At 57.0% G+C, this 21,137-nt stretch carries 14 protein-coding genes, 1 tRNA gene and 1 pseudogene; 7 read left to right on the plus strand and 9 right to left on the minus strand.

The window, feature by feature from the left end; all coding sequences use genetic code 11:
- Nucleotides 1–334: ATP-binding protein (locus BLQ12_RS23190; RefSeq protein ID WP_175470027.1), on the plus strand; the 334-nt coding region annotated here is incomplete at its 5' end.
- Here the strand turns inward: BLQ12_RS23190 and BLQ12_RS28415 are convergent.
- From BLQ12_RS28415 to BLQ12_RS27145, 3 genes and pseudogenes are all read right to left on the minus strand, one after another.
- Nucleotides 275–670: pseudogene (locus BLQ12_RS28415) on the minus strand (deiodinase-like protein); the annotation flags it as partial. The gene BLQ12_RS23190 and the pseudogene BLQ12_RS28415 overlap by 60 nt on opposite strands.
- A 12-nt stretch (nucleotides 671–682) precedes the next feature.
- Nucleotides 683–1,216, minus strand: a complete 534-nt coding sequence (locus BLQ12_RS23200; RefSeq protein WP_092214638.1) for a thioredoxin domain-containing protein — start codon at nucleotides 1,214–1,216, stop codon at nucleotides 683–685.
- A gap of 54 nt (nucleotides 1,217–1,270) precedes the next feature.
- Nucleotides 1,271–1,573, minus strand: a complete 303-nt coding sequence (locus BLQ12_RS27145; protein WP_139164078.1) for a hypothetical protein — start codon at nucleotides 1,571–1,573, stop codon at nucleotides 1,271–1,273.
- Nucleotides 1,574–2,009: 436 nt separating this feature from the next.
- Between BLQ12_RS27145 and BLQ12_RS23205 the strand changes: the two genes are divergently transcribed.
- Nucleotides 2,010–3,215 carry a glycerophosphodiester phosphodiesterase family protein gene (locus BLQ12_RS23205; RefSeq protein WP_175470028.1) on the plus strand — a complete coding sequence of 402 codons (1,206 nt, stop codon included), beginning with the start codon at nucleotides 2,010–2,012 and terminating at the stop codon, nucleotides 3,213–3,215.
- Nucleotides 3,216–3,577: 362 nt separating this feature from the next.
- Here the strand turns inward: BLQ12_RS23205 and BLQ12_RS23210 are convergent, their stop codons facing one another.
- Complete coding sequence (locus BLQ12_RS23210; protein ID WP_217640388.1) at nucleotides 3,578–4,567, minus strand: transposase; 990 nt, start codon at nucleotides 4,565–4,567, stop codon at nucleotides 3,578–3,580.
- Nucleotides 4,568–4,713: 146 nt separating this feature from the next.
- On the opposite strand from BLQ12_RS23210, the gene BLQ12_RS23215 reads away from it, so the two are divergent.
- Nucleotides 4,714–4,790, plus strand: a tRNA-Met gene (locus BLQ12_RS23215).
- Nucleotides 4,791–4,983: 193 nt separating this feature from the next.
- Here BLQ12_RS23215 and BLQ12_RS23220 read toward each other — a convergent pair.
- A complete protein-coding gene (locus BLQ12_RS23220; RefSeq protein ID WP_092214643.1) occupies nucleotides 4,984–5,658 on the minus strand; it encodes a general secretion pathway protein GspB in 675 nt (224 codons plus the stop codon).
- Nucleotides 5,655–7,331 (minus strand): AAA family ATPase, encoded by a 1,677-nt coding sequence (locus BLQ12_RS23225; protein WP_092214645.1) that lies wholly within the window; start codon nucleotides 7,329–7,331, stop codon nucleotides 5,655–5,657. Before BLQ12_RS23225 ends, BLQ12_RS23220 begins: the two co-directional genes overlap by 4 nt.
- Nucleotides 7,332–7,819: 488 nt before the next feature.
- Here BLQ12_RS23225 and BLQ12_RS23230 point away from each other — a divergent pair, with 488 nt between their 5' ends.
- Nucleotides 7,820–8,938, plus strand: a complete 1,119-nt coding sequence (locus BLQ12_RS23230; protein WP_092214647.1) for an IS4 family transposase — start codon at nucleotides 7,820–7,822, stop codon at nucleotides 8,936–8,938.
- Nucleotides 8,939–9,182: 244 nt separating this feature from the next.
- On the opposite strand, the gene BLQ12_RS23235 is transcribed toward BLQ12_RS23230, so the two are convergent.
- The gene (locus BLQ12_RS23235) at nucleotides 9,183–10,766 is read right to left on the minus strand and encodes a class I adenylate-forming enzyme family protein (protein ID WP_092214649.1); all 1,584 of its coding nucleotides are present in this window, start codon (nucleotides 10,764–10,766) and stop codon (nucleotides 9,183–9,185) included.
- Nucleotides 10,767–11,176: 410 nt separating this feature from the next.
- Nucleotides 11,177–12,670, minus strand: a complete 1,494-nt coding sequence (locus BLQ12_RS23240; protein WP_092214651.1) for an SDR family oxidoreductase — start codon at nucleotides 12,668–12,670, stop codon at nucleotides 11,177–11,179.
- Nucleotides 12,671–13,112: 442 nt separating this feature from the next.
- Here BLQ12_RS23240 and BLQ12_RS23245 point away from each other — a divergent pair, with 442 nt between their 5' ends.
- On the plus strand, nucleotides 13,113–15,125 hold the full coding sequence (locus BLQ12_RS23245) for an oxidoreductase (RefSeq protein ID WP_092214653.1): 2,013 nt from the start codon (nucleotides 13,113–13,115) through the stop codon (nucleotides 15,123–15,125).
- 475 nt (nucleotides 15,126–15,600) lie between these two features.
- Nucleotides 15,601–16,419 (plus strand): crotonase/enoyl-CoA hydratase family protein, encoded by an 819-nt coding sequence (locus BLQ12_RS23250; RefSeq protein WP_092214655.1) that lies wholly within the window; start codon nucleotides 15,601–15,603, stop codon nucleotides 16,417–16,419.
- Nucleotides 16,420–16,923: 504 nt separating this feature from the next.
- Here the strand turns inward: BLQ12_RS23250 and BLQ12_RS23255 are convergent.
- A complete protein-coding gene (locus BLQ12_RS23255; protein ID WP_092214657.1) occupies nucleotides 16,924–18,012 on the minus strand; it encodes an endonuclease/exonuclease/phosphatase family protein in 1,089 nt (362 codons plus the stop codon).
- Between the two features lie 1,180 nt (nucleotides 18,013–19,192).
- Here BLQ12_RS23255 and BLQ12_RS23260 point away from each other — a divergent pair.
- Complete coding sequence (locus BLQ12_RS23260) at nucleotides 19,193–21,136, plus strand: phage tail sheath subtilisin-like domain-containing protein (protein ID WP_175470029.1); 1,944 nt, start codon at nucleotides 19,193–19,195, stop codon at nucleotides 21,134–21,136.
- Nucleotide 21,137: the final 1 nt, after the last annotated feature.

Raw genomic sequence — 21,137 nt, forward strand, 5'->3', positions numbered from 1 at the left:
AAAATTGCTGATCATCGATGAACTTGGATATTTACCTTTTGAGCCCAACGCCGCTCACCTTTTCTTCCAACTGGTCTCACGTCGCTATGAAAGGGGAAGTTTGCTTTTAACCAGCAATAGGGCGGTGGGTGAATGGGGGCACGTTTTTAGTGATGCCGTCGTCGCCACTGCTATCCTCGACAGGCTGCTGCATCACAGCCATGTCATCACCATCCGGGGGGATAGTTTTCGACTCAAAGAAAAACGTCGCTCTGGGCTAATAAAGACTGCTGCTTTAGCAGTCGAAAATCTGCAATCCAATAACGACAAAGGGGTCAATTCTTCGTGTCGCTAAGGGGACAATTTCTGATGTCGCTTGACAGTAAATACGGGTCGGCCAACCCACATAAGCCTGGTTGACACTGTTGTCCATATCATCGACATAAACCGGCATATCATCCAGTAACTTCGCTTTGCAGGCGGTGGCAACGGCACGCCGTTCCTCAATTGTTCTGGGCTCCCTCGTGTCGTAGGAGGGATAAGGGTTAGAGAGGACGGAGACAAATCGCATGAACTTGGTCTCTGCCAGCCACCACTTATCCGTTGGGTGTGCTTCACGCACATAAATCATCATAAAATCGACATCATCGCGGTATTTTTTATACACAGGCAGGAAACGCACGGTTCCCTCAGAAAAAGGCGGTCAGGTGCAACTCCCGAAGAGCAGGACGACCGACCTTTTCCCCCTGAAATCGGACAGGCGAATCGATTTGGTCCCTGTATAATCCGACACCTCAAAGTCCGTTGCCATTTCACCCACCTTGGGTACATTGGCATTGTGTGTGTGCTGCCAGATCGCGACCTCTTTATGCCGCCAGTAGATTGCCTTGTAATTGACACCGAACCCGACAGAAACCAGATCCCGCCCTTCCCACACGGTAAAACCGAACACCAGTGCAGCACTCAGGGCCAGGCCTTTGCGTACGACACTTCCGGTTTTCTTCATCTTTAAATCGTCAAGACCGGTTGTCATGGTAAGAACGCAGAAAATGGCAATGGGACAGGCGACAACGGCAATCCAGTAGGACAGCCCAAACAAGGGGAGGATAAAGGCAACCCCGGAGGCCGTCATAAACCAGCACATCCAGCTTTTTTTTCTGGTCTCCCGGTTGACGACCAGCCCGAGGCGACCGGCCCACTTCCCGAACCCCTCTTTTCCTGAGCCCGGATATTTCACGAGCCGAGTGCACCCATATTCAAGGCATCAGAGCTGCAGATGTAGGGGTTTACCTCAAGGCTCTGATAACGCAGAAGATGGGTGCACTCGGCTCGCCCGAAGGGTGAGAAAATATAGCCGAAAACCGTGAATTACATTTTGTATTTTTAAAACATCTAACTTTCTATCAATAGGCACTTGTAATAATTCTTCATTATCGCACCCAGCCCGTTTTCTCATGAAATATCCGGGTGAGAGCAGCGCTATCCCGCTGACAAGCAGATACAGGCACAGCAGTAGCTGTGCTATGGCGAGAAATGCCTGAGTGCCATAGGAAATTCCGGCCAGTCCCAAATACTTAAGAACCATTGGATCCATAATATTTTCTTTTGATTGAGGTTTTAGGAATTTAAATTTGGAAAAACCCTTCGAACCATCGAAGGTCCCATGTTATTACATTTTTGTAGCACATCAGATACTATACAGCACGATTTTTCCGTTATCCGCAACGTTCTTTTTCGCCCCTTTTCAACCACACACCTCGTGACAGTGGATATGAGGCACAACCCCATGCTCCCCATATTCAAAGGCCCTTTGCTATTCATTCTCTGGCCGAAACCACGGCGCCACAGCCCAACACCGTTTACTATTGACCGGCATTTTCCCTCATGCCAATAGATCTTTAACTTAATTTTTAAAGGAGTAACGGGTTATGGAAAGAAGAAAATCATGTAGTATTTTTATGTTGTGTTGCCTGGTATTTTTACTCTCTGCAGTACCATGTTTTGCCGAAGGGAAAATGACATTCCCCGCCATGACGACATGGACGCCCGAAATCGGGCAAAGCCATGAAATCGGGTACCTTTCGACCCATGGCGGGCTGAACTGGATACCGACCTGGACGGTGGAGAAAAATCAGGCACCGGGGACCCTGCTGGAAACAGACCCCATGGACCTTGCCGAAGGGCGATATGCGGTCCTGTTTCAGGTGTGGCACAAGCAGAATGACGGGGTTCGCTTAGGTGAGCTGCGGGCATGGTCCGGTTCGGAACTGATTGCATCCGCCCCCCTTATCAGTCGGGAATTCCCCTCATACCGTGCGGGTGGTTTTCAGCGAGCCATCCTTGAACTGGAACTGGCTCAGTCCGCCCCCGATGTGCGGTTTGAACTTTATTACGGAGGCGGAAATACATACATCTGGACAGGAGCGGTCAACCTCAGCCCCATTGAAACGCGGCGCCCCTTCTACAACATTGCCCACCGGTGCAGCACCGTGGACAAGGTCAACCGCATGGTGGACAAAAATGCCAACGCCATTGAATTTGACCTGACACCGGTGGAGGAGGACGGCAGTATAGGCTTCAAGGTCTACCACTCAGGCGATATCTGCCATACACCTGCGTCCCGTTTTGACGACTTCCTCCTGAACCTGAAGGCCCATATCGACAGCCGGCGCATCGCCCTTATAGAACTCGACTGCAAGCAGGACAAAGATATTGACCCGGCGGACTACGCACGGGCCCTGGCCCAACGGCTCATGGACGCAGAGATCCCTGCACGACTTGCCGTTTTCTCCGTCCCTCGCGCCCAGGCCGCGATTTTCAACGATGTGCTTAAAAAAGAGGACGCAGAAGGGCACAGTCTCTACAATGCGGGTATTGACTCGTACCTTCAGGATTACTCCGGCCTTACCCCCGATACATGGGCAGCGAAAGTAGAGGCCATCGGCTCAACATTTATCGGGGTAGGGGCCAGCAGTGTTAACCCTTCTTCCATGCCCAGCTGGATGGCCTGGGTGCAGGCCATGACCAATTTGCGGGATTCCAACAGAAACTTCAAAAAAAGCTATTACTGGACCCTCAACCGTAAAGCCTCCATGAGGACATGCCTGGACTACGGAGTCGACGGGGTGATCACCAACTTTCCGGACCGCATGGATGAAGTCCTCAACGAGGCGCCCTATTCCCTTCTTTTCAGGCGTGCCACCCAGGACGACTCCCAGTTCGCGGTTCATCAATAGGGGACAGGGGACGGGACAGGGGACAGGCTCTTTATGATTCAATATACAGCTTAGTTACCCCACCAAAACCAGCCGGGGCCCCACGTAAGGCGTGTCCCGGCGCTCATCACAAAAAAGCCCTGTGACAGAACGCATATCAAAAAAAGGGGACAGGCTCTCTATGCAATGACACAGAAGGTCCAACGTCAGAAAAGATGCTCACACGCTCATCACAGATATTTATATGCAAAGCGGATCAAACAGGACTCGAACAGTCTGTATTAAAGAACAAAAACAGTCATGCGAGACACATTTCACCTCCACGGCTCCAGGCTCCGGGCCCCTGTCCCGACTTATAGATGATCGTCCTACCGGTTTAAAATTTAGGCATCCGCCAGCCGCTTCAACGAGTACATGCCCTCAATACCCGTAACTCGCTTAGGAATTTTATCCCGTGTTGTCTGAAAATGATCTCTGAATGTTTCATAGCTCGCTTCAACGAATGCCCGGGACCCTATAACCCCTGAATCGGTAAAATAGCGGGTCCTGTAACGGAACCGTCTCACGCGGGTCATTTCAAACCCTGCAGCGATCTCTTCGTCCAGAACTTTCTTGGAAATGTTCGCTTTGCCTCTCTTCTCGATGGCCCCCACATGATAGAGGTACTCCCGGTATGTTCGGAATTGCATCAAGGCATCATCCACACCAAAACCCAGGGTTCCCAGATCTGATGAGAGAAATCCGTCGGTGTTTCCCGTCTGGGCATGGTACCCGATGGAGCACCAGCGATAATCTTCCGGCCGTTTCACGATTCCGGCTCGCACGGGATTGAGGTCTATGTATGCAAGGCAATGGATCAACGTGTTCCCCTGCTCAACGAGCACGCTTTTAAAGCGTTCTCCCCACAGGGTCCCTTTGCGATTTTTTCTCTGATTAAAATTACACGAGAACCTCTGCTTGATGTCTTTGATATAGGCAGACAGGCTGCAAAACCGATCGCGATACGCTTCCAGGCGCCCTTCAGGAAACTCTGCGGCCTTCCCATAGAGAAGTTGGAACCGCTTTCGGATATCGTCATCAGAAACCATGTCACCGGGACTTACTTCGACCAGCAGATGAAAGTGATTTCCCATGATCGCAAACCCCAGAACATCCACACAGTAGACGGCCGAAAACCTTTTGATGATGCGTACCAACGCGTCTTTCTCAACCTTGCCGAACGGCAGGCCGTCCAATGCGGTCCTGCTGATCACATGGTAAGCAGCTTTTTGCCCGGAATCCGTTACGACCATACGTGGAGTTCGCGGCATGACACCCTCCTTCCTTTCCTGGTCTTGCAGAATTTCATTGTGGGTTGAATTGAATTGCGCCAACTGGATTTCGCTATGAATAGAACATGATACCTTCAGAACAGACTATCTCACAGGAGACCATACCGAGTCCAGCATAAAGAGCCTGTCCCTTTTTTTGGTTTTCTCTTGACATCCTACGGCCCGGACTGTAGTGTGCGTTTCGTTGATGCGGGATGGAGCAGTCTGGTAGCTCGTCGGGCTCATAACCCGAAGGTCAGTGGTTCAAATCCGCTTCCCGCTACCAATAAAAAATACAAAGGCCCGGAAGATTCGTCTTCCGGGCCTTTTTTGCTTTTCGGGTACCTGTTCAGATCACCCGACACGAATCCAGCGGCATGATATCCCACCATGGAATCTGATGTCGGGCAGAACACCTTGCATTAAGGTCTGTTTATGCTTTAAACACTCAGAATCCTGCCAGGGCCGTCGAAGTCCCCTTACCGCCCCACAAAGGCAAGGAACATCCGCACACCGGCAATGTCTAAGACCACGCCCTCTTTGGTGATGGACTGAACCCTGGCCCCGTCCACGGTGGCCCCCTCACGCATGATCTGACTGTTGATGACGGCGATGCGCCGGGAAGGGGTCTGTGACCACCGGACGCCCTGGAGGCGATAGGCCCCCGCATCTGCAGCGGGAAGGCCTCGAAGCTCGTCGATGGAAAGCTCCGACGTATCCTGGCTGCTGTCAACCGCTTGGGGGGCAACCCGGGGTGCCGGCTCAGGAACGAGCATGGCCCCCTGCACTGTGTCGGATTCTGCGGGTGAACCAAGGACGGGAGACGGTGTCTGGTCTGCAGCCGGTGAGACTGCCACGTGTTGGGCAGGACGCGGCAACGGATTGGGACCGGAAGGTTTTGGTGTCGGGGCCACCACACGAAAAACCGAGGTGCTCGCAGGGACTACGTCTTCAGACACCACAGGCGACTTCGGCCCATAGGCAAACCAGAACCCTGCGGCAGCCAGCCCCACGCCGGCGGCAAACACGACCACAAAGGGAAGCAGCCGCCCCAGCCCCGTCTTTCTTCCGGGAAGAGTCCCTGCAAACAACACCTTTCCCGCGTTTTTTTCCTCTTCTTCCATTCGTTTCAAGGCATCGAGAACCGAACTCATGGGACCTCTCCTTTTGATCGGTCACGGGTAGCCACGCGCTCCGGGGCACTGGGCAGGCCATTTTTCAACGCAGCGGCAAGGGCCACGCGGGTGAGGTCGCCCACCATGCCGTCGGAGAGGATACCGTAAGCTTCCTGCAGCGCATGCACCGCCCGAAGGGTCTCGACGTCAAAATGCCCGTCCACGCTGACCCGGTCGAATCCGGCACGGGACAGGGCCGATTCAAGGGCGATCACCTCCTGGAGCCCCGACCGCTCCGTCACCACCTCGGAAAAACCCAGGGGATTGGTGCAGGCGATAAGGGCCCGGCCCGACCAAAGCCTTTCGGCATCGCCCCGGGACAGCTCCACGATCCCCTTGGGGGATTGAAACCTCAGCAACCCCTTGCCCTCCTCACCTTCATGCACCAGGGCCAAAGGCCCCTGGGTTTCGGAGCCGAAGAGCATGAGGATCGGCAGGCCAAAGGCCAGGGCCTGGTCCAAATTCCCGTCCATGGGCATCACCTCCATGCCCCGGGGAGCGGCCACGGCAGATAAAAGAAGGTAGGGATCGCCAATGGCCGGAAGCTCAGAGGCCGAAAGTCCATGGCCCCACGCATCCATGACCCGTCGGATGCCCCAGGGAATGGACTCTGCGACGCTCACTTCATCAAAGAGATCAAAGAGGCTGTAGGTGGCCGGAGCAGGTGCTTCCGGGCTGTTGATGCCTCCGTCCGAAACGGCGCTGGCGGTTATTTGGGGCGCATCCGGCGTCCACAGAGAACTGCCGAAAACCAGAAAACCCGCCATAAAGACAATGGCGACCCCCAGAAAGGCACCTCCCCAGGCCAGCATGGGGCGCCCCAAAAGGGTGCCGTCCATGTAAGGCCGGTCGGCAAGCTCGGCCACCGCCTCTTTCACCGACCTGGCGCCTACCCGGTCCCTGCCGCCCACATAGGCACAGAGCAGCGCCCTGTCGCAGCAGATATTGATGACACGGGGGGTTCCCTTAGAATAACGGTACACCTGTTTTCTGGCCGCCGGGGTAAAAAGATCCCCCCGGTCCCCCAGGGAGGCCCGTTTCAAGCGGTGGACGATGTAGTCACAGGTTTCATCGATGGACAGGGGGCGCAGGCGACACGCCAGGGAAATCCGCTGGGCCAGCTGCCGAAGCTCATGACGCTCCAGCATCTCCCCGAGCTCAGGCTGGCCGCAGAGGACGGTCTGGAGTAATTTGGCGCGGGTGGTCTCCAGGTTGGAGAGAAGGCGAAGCTCCTCCAAGACCTCGATGGAGAGGTTCTGGGCCTCGTCAATGACAAGCAACGCTTTCTTCCCCAGCTCCCGGTTTTCGATAAGGAACCGGTGGAGCGCCGCCGTCAAATCCGACCGGCTGGCGGACCCTGCGTCGATGCCGAAGTCACGGTTGATGGATTGAAGCAGCTCCACGGCGTTTAAGGTGGGGTTGAAAATGCAGGCCACGGCCACCGTCTCGTCCAGCCCGTCCAGGAAGGTACGCAGCAGGGTGGTCTTACCCGTGCCAACCTCCCCTGTCACCTCCACAAACCCCTCGCCGGTCTCAAGGGCATAGGTCAGGTGGCCCAGGGCCTCCTGATGGCACCGGGAGGGAAACAGGTACGAAGGCGTTGGTACCAGTTGAAAAGGCCGCTCTTTAAGATGAAAGTGTCGTCGGTACATGGTCGCGCCTTGCTTGTTGTTTTGAAACCACAATGTAAAACGAAAACAAACCTCCGGCGGCCCTGCCGGGGGTGAAACTTTTAAAAAGTTTAACAAACATTTTTTTTTAAAAAAACAGATTCGGCCTTGATTATCGTTTGGGCCGCGACCTTCAAAAAAAACAAGAAAAATCGACCGAAACGGAGCGCCGCACTCTGGTGCGGCTTTATAGTCCGTCGTTACCCGTGCCGCACAGGAGTGCGGCGCTCCAGGGGACAAGGGTATTCGGGGGGTGAAGCAAGTAGGCCGATGGACCAAGCGATGATCAAGGCCACAGATTCAATCCAGTCTTGGGCAAAGGCGGATGTGATTTTCCCCGAGGAACGAGGGGAAAATCACATCCGCAGCCTGGGGTCCAGGGGATCATCCCCATAGGCGCTAATAAGCCCTATTGACGGCCATCAAGCTTGATATTATGGTACCGACCGTTCATTTATGGAGGTACCGAATTGATTAATAGTGAATGGGAAGAACTTAAACTCTTCCTGCCCGAGGGGTGGGAAGAGATGGCAGCCCAAACCAACACACTGACGCAATTAAAAAAAGACAAGTGTCCAAGTAACTACTTGCGTCTTTTGATGTTACATCTGGCATGCAACCTGTCATTGCGAGAAGCCTCAGCAAGAGCAAAACTATCTGGACTGATGGACGTATCAGATGTTGCCGTAATGAAGCGTCTTCAAAAAGCCGAAAGCTGGCTTTTCACAATGTGCGTTGCCTTGTTCAAAGAACATGGTATCAGGCCAGTTCAAGACCCGAGTGGATTAAACGTTCGGTTGGTAGATGCATCTATTGTGAAAGAGCCCGGAAAAAAGGGAGCACAATGGCGAATTCACTACAGCCTTCAGCTTTCGACATTAATGTGTGATTCATTTCAACTAACACTGACCAAAGGTAAAGGGACAGGTGAGTCCTTTAAGGTTCATGATGTTAAGCAGAATGATCATATCATTGCAGATCGAGGTTATTCGAAAGCATCTGATATTAACTATATTGCCGAACACAAGGCTTATTGTACCATCAGGGTTAATACATCAAGCCTCTTGTTTCAGGATAAAAAGGGCAAAGCGTTTCCTCTTTTATCCAAGGTGACGTCGGTAAAACGCGTTGGTTCTGTCAAATCTTGGGATGTTGACATCACATACAAGGAGAACAAAATCCCCGGTCGACTTTGTGTCATCAAAAAAAGCAAAGAGGCCGCCCAAAAGTCACAGGATAAGGCCAAGCGTGAAGCAGCACGAAAGTGCTACAAACTAAAACCGGAGACACTGGAATACGCCAAATATATTATTCTGTTTACAACAGTTCCAAGTGCCCTGAGCACTCCAGAGGAAATAACGGAACAGTACAGGCTACGCTGGCAAATCGAATTAACGTTTAAGCGTTTCAAGTCCATAACAGAACTTGGAAGCCTCCCCAAATATCGGGCTGACAGCTCTCGATCCTGGATATATGGCAAACTCTTTGTTGCCCTGTTGACTGAAAAAATGATTCGCAATGCTGAATCTTTTTCCCCCTGGGGGTACCGAGTCCCAGAGGTTTTCTGCCAGAAAGAGTCGATGGCGTGAGTTCAAATTCGCCTGGACTCAAATAAGATGTATTGTTCAACCCTTCGTCTCTTTGAAGGATATGAAGACCAACTGGTCTCTAATCTCCCAGCTACTTGCAGAACCTCCGCGTAAGAGGCACATACAAATGGATGCGCCCCAGTACGCTGGATTGTTCTGATTAGCGCCTATGGGGATCATCCCCTGGCCGCCGGAGGCAGGCTTTTCCTGCCCACATTAACCATAGAAGGCATGCGTTTCCATGTTACTCGTACAGCTTTCGGAAGTCGCGGTTGGTGCGGATGTACTTACGCCTGAGCTTGGGCTTTTCAATTTTTCCCGTGGGGTTTCGCGGCACCTCCCCGAAGAAGATCTTCCTCGGGCGTTTGTAGCGGGGAAGGTTCTCGCAGAAGGCCTCAAGGGCGTCCCGCGTCATGGAGCGCCCCTCCTTGACCATCACCACAGCGGCCACCACCTCGCCCAGGCGATGGTCGGGGTAGCCGATGATACCCACGTCCTGGATATCAGGATGGGTGATGATGTGGTTTTCGATCTCCACGGGAAAAATGTTTTCACCGCCGGAGATGATGAGGTCTTTCTTGCGGTCCACGAGCCAGATAAAGCCGTCCTTGTCTTTCCGGGCCATGTCCCCGGTGCGGAGCCAGCCGTCCACGATGCACTTGGCCGTCTCCTCGGGATTTTTGTAGTACTCGCTCATGACGCCGGGGCCTTTGATCATCAACTCGCCGGTTTCGGCGCCGGGCAGCTCGTTCAGGGCCCCGTCCACCACCTTGGCCATCCACTGATGGCCGGGAAGCCCGATGGCCCCCACCTTGTGCTCGTTGTCCACGCCCAAGTGAACGCACCCGGGGCCGGAGCATTCGGTGAGCCCGTAGTTGGTGTCGTAGGCGTGATGGGGAAAGAGCTTCTTCCACTCGTCGATAAGGGACGGCGGCACGGGCTGAGCACCGATGTGCATGAGGCGCCAGGCATCGAGGTTGTACTCGGTCAGGACCACGTCCCCGTTTTCGATGGCAATGAGGATGTCGTGGGCCCAGGGCACCAGCAGCCAGACGATGGAGACCTGCTCTTCGGAGGCCACCCGCAGGATATACTCGGGCTTCACCCCTTTGAGGATGACGGTCCGCGCCCCCACCTTGAAGTTCCCGAACCAGTGCATCTTGGCACCGGTGTGGTACAGCGGGGGGATGCAGAGAAAGTTGTCGAGGTGGGTCTGGCCGTGGTGGGCGTTTTCCACCTCGCAGGCAAAGGCGAGGTTGCCGTGGGTGAGGCGCACCGCCTTAGGGGTCCCGGTGGTGCCGGAGGTAAAGTAGAGGGCCGCGGTGTCGGTTTTGGACAGGGGAACGGGGGCAAAGGGCACCTGCTCCGTCTCCAGAAGGCTCCCTAAATGCATGGCCCACGCCGGGCAGCTCCGTTTGGGTCCGTCGAAAATCCAGTGTTTCACGGTGGCGGACAGCTCTTCTTTCACCTCTTCCAGACGATCGATGAACTCTTCACCGAAGACAAACACCTCGGCTTCGGCGACGTTGGTGCACAGGGCGATCTTCTCGGCGTCAAACCGAAAGTTCAAGGGCACCACCCAGGCGCCGCTGCGAAGGACGCCGAAGTAGATAGGAAGCCACTCCAACGAGTTGCTCATGAGCTGAACCACGCGCCCCCCCTTGCCCACCCCGAGCCCCTGAAGAACCGCTGCCAGCTCCGTCGCATAGGTATCGAATCTGGACCAGGTGATTTCCCGCCGAAGGTTCTTTGCGGGTTCGCGTTCGATAAGAGAGATTTCGCAACCGTAGAGGGAGGCGTTTTCGGCAAGTATATCCGTAATCAACATAAGGCAACCCTGTAAAAAAATGCCGCCGTCAAAAGTCGGCGCCGCATGCGACGTGTACCATCCCGCCTTGTCGCTGCCGCCAGCCAGTTCATCCCGGATGCCCGCAGGGCACCGCGTGGTCGACTTTTTTCGGAAGGCCGTCAAAATAATAACCAAAACAACGGGACCGTGATCAAACCGGCCCTGTTCATAGGGCCTGCCGATTAAGTCTTATCACATACCACAGCCCCTGAAGAACCTCTACCCCTGATAATAAGGAGGGTGTGCAGATACACAGGACGGAATGTGCCTCAGCGATTTGGCCCGGACAACGAGGGACAAATCGCAGGGGCACTATGCTTTCAAGGCGGCTCACCTCGCCGCAGAAGGCAGGGATTTCCCGGTGATTTTTAGCATGGAAGGCAAACGGTTCAGCTTTTAAACCCCCGAAAGCGGCGGCGCTCCTTTATAAAGGGCGAGTCCACCTCGGCCTCGGCCCAGCGCACCATGTTCCGGATCATGCCCTGAAACACCAGGGCATGGAAGGGCTTGACGGCCATCCAGTAGAGACGGCCCAGAAAACCCGAAGGGTAAAAAATCGCGGTCTGGTGGATGGCCACCCGCCCCCCTTCTGTTTTGACCTCAAACTCCAGCCACGCCTTGCCCGGCAACTTCATCTCGGAGATCAGCCGCAGGAGCTGCCCCTCCTCAAACCGCTCCACCCGCCAGAAATCAAGATGGTCCCCGCTGCGGAGCTCCCGCCTGTGGGGCCGACCACGCCTTACCCCCACCCCGCCCATCCAGAAATCCACGGCCCCCCGGATCCGCCAGAGAAAGTTGAAGGCGTACCACCCGTTCCTGCCCCCGATGCGGGCAAAGGAGGAAAAGGCCCGACCGGGGGTGGTGCTGACTCGGCGGCTCCGCTGATCAATGTAGCGCGCCCCCATCCAGGAAGTCTCCGGCCCCGGCGGCTTGCCCCCGGCAGAGGAGACGGCGTCTGTCCATCGGCTCTCGGCAAAGGCCCGCTCCTCGTTCATCAGGGCCCGCCGGATTGCCTCCCGGGCGCTCATGGGCTCCACGCTGAAAAGCTCGCGGGCGGACGGATCATGCACCACGGTCTGGTTTTTTACCCCCTCAATGAGTTTTTTTCCTACCCGGGCGTAAACAGGGGTTACCAACCCCAGCCAGAGGCTGCTGACCCCCGGGGTGAGGATGGGCACCGGAATCATGAGCCGGGAGAGGTCCCGCTCCCTGGCGTAGGCTTCCATGAGGTCCTGGTAGGAGAGAGGTTCGGAGCCCCCCACCTCCACGATACGACTCTCGGGCAGGGGCAGGGTCACCGATTCGGTAAGGTAGCGGATGAGGTCTTCGATGCCGATGGGCTGGGCCATCACCTTGACCCATCGCGGCAGGAGCATCACAGGCAGCCGCTCGGTGAGCGCCCGCACCAGCTCAAAGGAGAGGCTGCCCGACCCGATGACGATGGAGGCCCGAAATTCCAGGGTGGGTACCGACGAACACCTGAAAATTCGGCCCACCTCCTGACGGCTCCGAAGGTGGGCCGAGAGGTTCGGCCCCTCCCCCAACCCCCCGAGGTAGATGATTTTCCGAACCCCGGCACGCTGGGAGGCCCCCACAAAATTCTTGGCCGCCTTGCGGTCCATCTCTTCAAAACCCCCGGTGGCGCCCATGGAGTGGATAAGGTACAGGGCCGTATGGACCCCCTCCAGGGCCTGGTCCAGGGACGCCACATCAAATACATCCCCCTTCACCACCTCGGTGCCTTCAGCCGTCCGATGCTTGAGAAACGCCGCACGCCTCGCCAGGCACCGCACGCGAAATCCCTCCCCTTCAAGGACGCGAAGCAGGCGCCCCCCCACATATCCCGTGGCTCCGGTAAGCAAAATCAATGGCCGCTCATCCATGGTTCACTCCCTGGTGTCCAATGGTAACTGGTCGCTTTTCCCATCTCACCTATCCGCTTCAACCTATAACCTATGGCCTCCATTATACACCACCTCATCCCATCAGAAAGTCGTTTTGTCCCAAAGGGTTGACTCCTTATGGACAAAACCGAAAAAGCCGTGATAGGCTGAGACCGTTTTCATCAGGTTCCATGGTTACCCCGGGCCCGATCATCGCAGGTACACACGCATCATTCATCGGTTTTTCCCAAAACGCATTGCAACTACTCGGCTGCCTCCGGCAGGTCACTTTTTGAAAAAAGCTCCGCAAACACTTTCCGGTTGCATCCCTTTTGCCCAAAAGCGCGCCTGGTCCGCGACTCTACCCGCCAGGCACACATGTCGTTGTCAACGGAACGTTGTTCGTTTTCTCTTACGGAATGTTTCATGCCAAGGAGGCTCGATGTTTGACACCCTGTTCTCGCCCATCGCCATCAACTCGCTCACCGTTAAAAATCGCATCGCCTACCCATCCCTCGGCCTTCTCTACAGCTGGGACAGAAAATTAAACGACAGGTACCTGAACTACTTTACCGAAATTGCCCGGGGCGGCGCGGGCATTGTCACCGTAGGCCCCGTAGGAGTAGATTTCATCGGCTCCGGCCTGGCGGTCCTCGGCCTGGACACCGACGAGGCCATCCCCGACTTTTCCCGGGTCACCGAGGCCATCCGGGCCCGGGGGGCCTCTCCCTGGATCCAGCTTTTCCATGCCGGTGCCTACACCCACCCCCTGCTCATCAACGGTGCGCCGCCCATGGGTCCTTCGGCCGTCTACTCCCCCTACTCCAAGGCCACCCCCAGGGAGATGAGCCGTGAGGATATACGGACGGTACAAAAATCCTTTTCAGACACGGCGGCCCGGGCCGTTGAGGCAGGCTTTGACGGCGTGGAGGTCATCGCATCGGCCGGGTATCTCCTCACCCAGTTCCTCTCCCCGAAAACCAACAAACGGACCGACGGCTACGGAGGCAGCCTCGAAAACCGGCTCCGGTTTCCCACGGAGGTGCTCTCCGCCTGCAGGCAGGCCGTGGGAGAGGGGTTCCCCTTATCCGTGCGCATGGCTGGCAACGACTTCGTCCCGGAGAGCAACACCGACGAGGTCACCCCCGCCATCGCCCGGGCCTATGAAAAAAGCGGGGTGAATCTTATCAACGTCACCGGCGGGTGGCACGAGTCCAAGGTGCCCCAGCTCCCCATGGAGTTGCCCCGCACCGGCTACGCCTACCTTGCCGCCACCATCCGCAAGGCGGTCTCCGTACCGGTCATGGCCTCCAACCGCATCACCACCCCCATGGACGCCGAACGGCTCTTGAACGACGGCTACTGCGACATGGTGAACCTGGGCCGGGTCCTCATCGCCGACCCCTTCTGGCCCGCCAAGGCCAGGGAGGGCCGCGTCGAGGAGATCCGTCCCTGCGTGGCCTGTTCCCAGGGATGCACCGACGAGATCTTCAGCGGCATGCCCGTCACCTGCATCGGCAACCCCCGGGCCGGATACGAGACAGAACGCATCGTCCGACCCACGACCTCCCCCAAACAGGTCATGGTGGCAGGGGCGGGCCCCGCAGGTCTGGAGGTCGCAGTCACCGCCGCACAGATGGGCCACCGCGTGCACCTCTTCGAAGCCGGAGACGCCATCGGTGGACAGATCACCCTGGCCGCCACCCCGCCCAACAAGGGGGAACTCCTGGAATACATCCGGTACTACCGCGCCATGCTGGCCCGACACGGGGTCACCGTCTCCTTGTCCACCCCGGTCACCCCGGAACTGATCAGCCAGGAGAAGCCCGACCACGTCTTCGTTGCCGAAGGCGCCGAACCCACCCGGCCCCCCATTCCCGGGGCCCAGGATGAAGACATTCTCTCTTCCTGGGACGTCCTCAAAAAGGACCGCCCCTTGGGCAAATCCGTGGCCATCGTCGGCGGGGGTGCCGTGGGCCTTGAAACCGCCCTGCACATTGCCGTCAAGGGCACTTTTTCCCCGGAGATGTTTCACTTCCTCTCCGCCCACGACGCCGCCCCGCCGGAAAGGCTCAGGCAGGGGCTCTTCACCGGCAACCACCGGGTCGCGGTCTTTGAAATGGCCCCCCGCGCCGGAGGGGACATGGGGCGCTCCACCCGGTGGATCATGATGGACAACCTCAAGCGCTACGGGGTCCGCCTCATCACCGGAGCCACGGTGACCCGGCTATCCGGCGAGGAGGTCTGCTGGGACGACGGCACCAACGAGCAGGCGGAACACTTCGACACCGTGATCCTGGCCACGGGGTCGCGATCGGTGACCACCCTCTCGGCCGCCCTGCCCGACCTGGGCATCCCTTACACCGTCATCGGAGACGGCCTGGCCCCTGGAAAATTCAACCACGCCATCCACGGAGGCTTCCTCGCCGCCCTTCAGCTGGATGCCAGGGGGTAAGACGTCCGAAAAGCAAGCCTTCTATGGTCAAAGTGCATGGAAGAAGGCCTCCGGCGGCGAGGTGTGCCACCTCGAAAGCAGATTGCGAATGCGTTTTGTCCCTCGTTCCTCGGGTCAAATCACATCCGCCTTTAAAAACTTTATTCAAAAAGAGCCATTAAGGCCTGTTTAATAAACTTTTTAAAAGTTTAGCTCCCGGCAGGGCCGCCGGGGGCTTCTCGTTCCCCTAAACCGAAGAAAAGCTACGTCTACAATATATTATACACAACATTAAAAGCACCCTTACACTCATCACATGAGCCTTAAAAATACTATTTTAAAGTGTTTCGAAGGATAGAGACTTTCAGGGCAAGGCCGATTGACTTGGCGCATCATTATGTAGTATGCAACATAAACAACTCAAGCGCCCCGTATCGCGGTTCAGCAAAGGGTAAAAAGTTCCACAGGGACTCGAATCATATAAGGAGAGAGTACAATGCAAAGCGACTACTATCTGGTGGAAAAAGAGGGGGCCATCGCCACAGTGTGGCTCAACAGGCCGGACAAGAAAAACGCCATGAACCCGCCCGCCTGGATCGACAGCGTGGGGGTATTCAAAGAGCTGGACGAAGACCCGGAGGTCCGGGTGATCATCGTGGCAGGCAAGGGAAAAGACTTCTGTGCCGGCATCGACCTCTTTGAGATCATCGGCATGCTTCCCGAGCTCCTCGACCCCGAGCAGAAAGGGGGCGTCAAGTGGCCCCTGCTCAGCAAACTCAAGCTCATGCAGGACGGCCTGACCGTCATCGAGCGGATCCGCAAGCCCGTTATTGCAGCCGTTCAGGGCAAGTGCATCGGCGGCGGCCTGGACCTCATCTGCGCCTGTGACATCCGACTGGCCTCGGCCGACGCCACCTTCTCCCTGAGGGAAGCCGCCGTGGGCATGGTGGCGGACATGGGCGTTCTCCAGCGCCTCCCCCTCATCGTGGGCCAGGGCATCGCCCGGGAGATGGCCTTCACCGCCAAGTTCATCGACGCCTCACGGGCCCGTGACGTGAACCTCGTCAACGAGGTCTTCGAAGATGCCGAGGCCCTCCAGGCCGGTGCCCGCGCCCTGGCTGAGGAGATCCTGGGCGCCGCCCCCATCGCGGTCCAGGCCTCCAAGGACGTCCTCAACAACGCCATCACCTCCCAGATCGACGAGGGCCTGAGCTACGTGGCCGCCATCAGCGGCAACATCGTCCCCTCCAACGACCTCATGGAAGCGGTGACCGCCATGGGCGAAAAACGGGCCCCGAAATTCACCGGGACCTGATCCGCGACAAAACACCGATACCTCAAAGCCCCCTGTTGCCAGTCGTTTTCGAGCAACAGGGGGCTTTTTGTTCGAGTAGTGGAAATAAAAGCATAAAAAAAACATTAAGATGCCTCCGGCGGCAAGGTGTGCCACCTTGAAAGCTGGTTACCGCCGGGCCTTGCCCCTCGTACCTCGGGTCAAACCCCAGCGGTATTCTTGCGAACCATTGTATGATTAATTATTTCCAACAGCCCAAGGGGCATCGTCACCCTTGCCGCCGGAGTTATTCCGGTTAAAGCCAAGGGAATCTCAAATGGCCTTCATCGTGTTTCCAGAGGAAAGTTTAATAAACAGGCTTTAAAAAAAAGATACAGGCCAATCAAAGGCGAATGTGATTTGCCCTGAGGAACGAAGGGGAAAGCGCATTCGCAGCCTGCTTTCGAGGTGGCACACCTCGCCGCCGGAGGTTTTTTTCCATGCACTTTAGCCATAGAAGGCATGCTCTTGCTTGTTTTAAGCCCTTCACAGCTCCGGGACCGTCAGGGTTGCCACCACGGGAAGATGATCGGAGATATGGAGGGTATCGCGGGACCGTACCCCCGTTGATTCCATCACGAATTGCCTGGAGCACACCAGGTAGTCCAGGGTCCGGTCCGGTCCTTGGATCCCCGGGTCGTTGGGGAAATGGGTGTAGTGGGGGGCGGGCCCCCCGGGATCGGTGTCGGAAGGGCCGGGGATCACGGTGTACCGTGCAAACAGGGGCGTCATCTCGCCTGCCGGGTTGAAAAGGGTACGCTGATCCTCGGCAAGGGTGTCGTACTGACCGGGGGGAAGCAGGTTGAAGTCGCCCCCGGCGATAACCGGTGCTCCCTGCCTTTCAAAGACGCGCATCGCCTGATCAACAGCCCCGAGCTGCCGGGCAAGAAGATCCGGTGTGACCGGAAAGGCTTCAAGGTGAAGGTTGATGAGGGCCAGGCGTCCACCGCCCGCAACGGGGAGTTCCGCGGTCAGCAGGCACCGCTGGAGGTTCAGGCGTTCGGTGAAGAAGTTGCCCCCCGCCCTGGGCAGGGCGATGCGGGTGGACGCTGTGATGCGGTACCGTGAAAAAATAACCAGCTTCATGCCCACGGCCCCCATGATTTTCGGGTGGGGCACATACCGTGCTTTCCAGTAAAAAGCCTCCGCCTTGAACGGGTAGCGGGTTTTCAGAAGGCTCTCAAGCCGTTCCGCCTGGTCCTCTCCGTCGGTGCGGGCAGCCCCGTCGTCCACCTCCTGGAGCAGGAGGATGTCCGGGGCTTCGTCATCCACGACCCGTGCCGCCTCGGCAAGGGTGGCCTCGATATCCCGGGGCGATGGGCGGGTGTCCGGCCCCGAGTACCCGGGAAGATCGTAGTAAAACACATAGTTCTTTCCGGCAAAGTACTGCACGTTCCAGCTCATGACCTTCAGACGCTGACCGGCCGAAAGGGAAGGGCCCTCCCCGGCCATGAGCCGGGCCGGGGCCACCGCCTCAAAGCGCCCCCCGCCCCGGTATACCCAGACAGCTCCCATGAAGAGCAGCACAAGACTCACCGCACACAAAACGCCTATGCATTTCACCAGTCCGCACATCGCCTCTCCTGTAAGCCCTCCGACCCTATGGCTTTGTCTTTTCGCCGATGCATGATTTTTGTAACGATTCAGCGCCTGAAAAGCGCCTCCGGCGGCAGGGTGTGCCACCTTGAAAGCAGGTTGCGGATGCGGTTTGCCCCCTCGTCCCTCGGGTCAACGCACATCCGCATTTAAAACGACATTCATTCAAGCGCATTTTTCGAAAACCTGTTTGTTAAACCCGTCTTTTATCATACGTCCGAAAGGGCAAAAAGAACAGCCCACAGCGTTGATATTCCGCGACACATTGACTCACTGATCTTTCTGCGAATCGCAGGCCATCGCATTTATAGCCTGTAGAATAAGACCGCCGAAAAATACCTGTCTGCCCGTTGTCACCGGAGCCTGACGCCTTAAGAGATGCCTTCACAACATCCTGATTACTCCGCAACTTAAATTTGACTCACAACAAAAAATGGCGCTTGACATCCTCTATGCCCGCGACTATAGACAATAGACACTTCTTACAAATAAGAAGTAGAGCATATCTCACATACCTATATTTTTGCCTTACCTAAAAGATTATTGTTAACATCACCGAGGGGCTCGGACGACGTCACCCGACCAGGGGCTCCGTGCAGTGGCCATGGCGACGCCAGGCATCCCAGAATAATAAAACGAGTCACCCGTCGTACAGAGCAAACAACACAAGCTTAAACACACTGAATTGCAGATCTTTTCCGACCCCCCGAGCCGTCATTCTGAAACGTTTTCCTCGGGTCGTTCGTTATCACATACCCAACCCCGTTGCCTGACAGGGCTCCCTTGCATGTAGCCCAGGAGGCGGAGCTATGCCCGGACGGTGGCCGCCGTATCGCTTAAACGCATCGTCAACGTAAATCATCACGTTTCACCCTCTCCCGGATATTTCATGAGAAAACGATCACACCAAAAGGAATAAGGTATCATTACAGTTGATTACCGTGAAGCATGAAAATATTTCAGAAACACAAAATATAATTCACGGTTTTCTGCTCGATTTTCTCACCCTTCGGGCGAACCGAGTGCACCCATCTTCTGCGTTATCAGAGCCTTGAGGTAAACCACTACATCTGCAGCTCTGATGCCTTGAATATGGATGCACTCGACTCGTGAAATATCCGGGGTATGCCCCCTACGCTTTCTTTCCAGGAGGAATCCCATGGCCGTATTGACGTATCCAGGTGTTTACATGGAAGAGGTGTCCAGTGGTGTCAAGCCCATTGAAACAGCAGGCACCTCAACGGCGGCTTTTTTCGGCGTCGCCGAGCAGGGCCCCATCGGGTCCGTAAAAAAGGTCTTTAACTTTACGGAGTTCCAGGCCACCTACGGCGGCTTTATGAAAGGGTACTTCCTTGCCCACGCCGTCTACCAGTTCTTCAACAACGGGGGGAGCCAGTGTTACGTGGGCAGGGTGGCCACAGGGGCTGATACGGCAGAGGTGACGGTCCGGGACCGGGGCGCAGTCGCCCAGGAGAGCCTGACCTTTTCCGCCGCATCCCCGGGGGCCTGGGGCAACCGGATCATGGTCGTCATAGACAGCGACGCCTCGGATGATCCCCTCAATGCCTTCACCCTCACGGTGTACCGGGACAACGACACCCCGGATGCCCCGGCTGTCCGGCTCGAAACCCACGAAGATCTCTCCATGAACCCCGCCTCTCCCCAGTATGTGCAGACAGCGGTAAACGCCCGGTCCGGCGTTCTTCGGGTCCTCGTCAACGAAGCCAACAGCAACCAGATCCCGGGGTACAGCCAGGGCGGTGCCATCGCCGCGGGCAATCCTTTGGCCGCAAAACAGCGGCAGATCGCCATCAATATCCACAACGACGGGTACCGCACCGTGGATTTCACCGAGGCCCTTAAAGATGTCGATCTCACCGATCTCCCGGCCGTGGCCGCAGCCATGCAGGCCGACCTCAGGGCCCTGGTTCCCTTGAGGGACTCCACCCCCAAAGACGCCTATGAGGTCACGGTCACCGTGGAGCAGACCGACCGGCTTCGCATCACCTCCGGCAACACCGGCGCGGACTCGCGGGTGGAGATCATCGACGGCCCCGATCCCCTTACCAACGCGGCTTCAGCCCTCAAACTCGGCACACGCAACGGCGGCATCGAAGTGGAGGGGTCCTCGGCCATGCGCCCCTTAAACACCGCACCGGACACGCCCTACCTCCTGGGGGACGACACCGTCTCCGGCGCCGTTTCCGCCATCCAGCCCGGCACCGACGGCACCCTCCCGTTAAACAGCATGGACTACATCAACGCCCTGCACTGGCTGGACGCCATCCGGGACGTGAGCCTCATCGCCATCCCGGGCATCGGCACCACGGACGTGGCCGACGCCGGCATGGCCTACTGCAGGAACCGGCCGTTAAGCGACTGCTTTTACATCGCGGACATGGACATCGCCACCACCACCCTTGAAGGCGCCCTGGCCTACCGGAACGCCATCAACACCCCCAACTCTTACGGCGCCGTCTATTTTCCCTGGCTCAAAACCCTGGATCCCACCGGGCTCAGCCCCGAGCCCATTGCCGTGCCTCCGTCCGGCTACGTAGCGGGCATCTATTCGCGCACCGACGCCAAACGGGGCGTCTGGAAAGCCCCGGCCGGCACGGAAGCGATGCTGAGCGGCGCCGTGGGCCTTGCCGCCGACCTCACAGATCCCCAGCACGGCAACCTCAACAAGCACAAAAAAAGCGTCTGCGTCATCCGAAAGTTCCCGGGCTCCGGCATCGTGCTCTGGGGCGCCCGCACCCTGAGCTCCGATGCGGAGTACCGCTACATCCCGGTGCGGCGCATGGCCATGATGCTCAGGGTGAGCATTTACAACGGCATCCAGTGGACCGTCTTCGAACCCAACGACGAAGAGCTCTGGTCCCAGATCCGCCTGAACATCGGCTCCTTCATGATGACCCTCTTCCGCCAGGGAGCCTTCCAGGGGACCACCCCCTCCAAGGCTTTCTTCGTCAAATGCGACGGCGAGACCACCACCCAGGCCGACATCGACCGGGGCGTGGTCAACGTGCTGGTGGGCTTTGCACCCCTTAAACCCGCGGAATTCGTGGTGGTCAAACTCAGCCAGGCCGCAGGACAAAGGTAGA

This window comes from Desulfoluna spongiiphila, assembly GCF_900101345.1.
Lineage (GTDB): Bacteria > Desulfobacterota > Desulfobacteria > Desulfobacterales > Desulfolunaceae > Desulfoluna > Desulfoluna spongiiphila.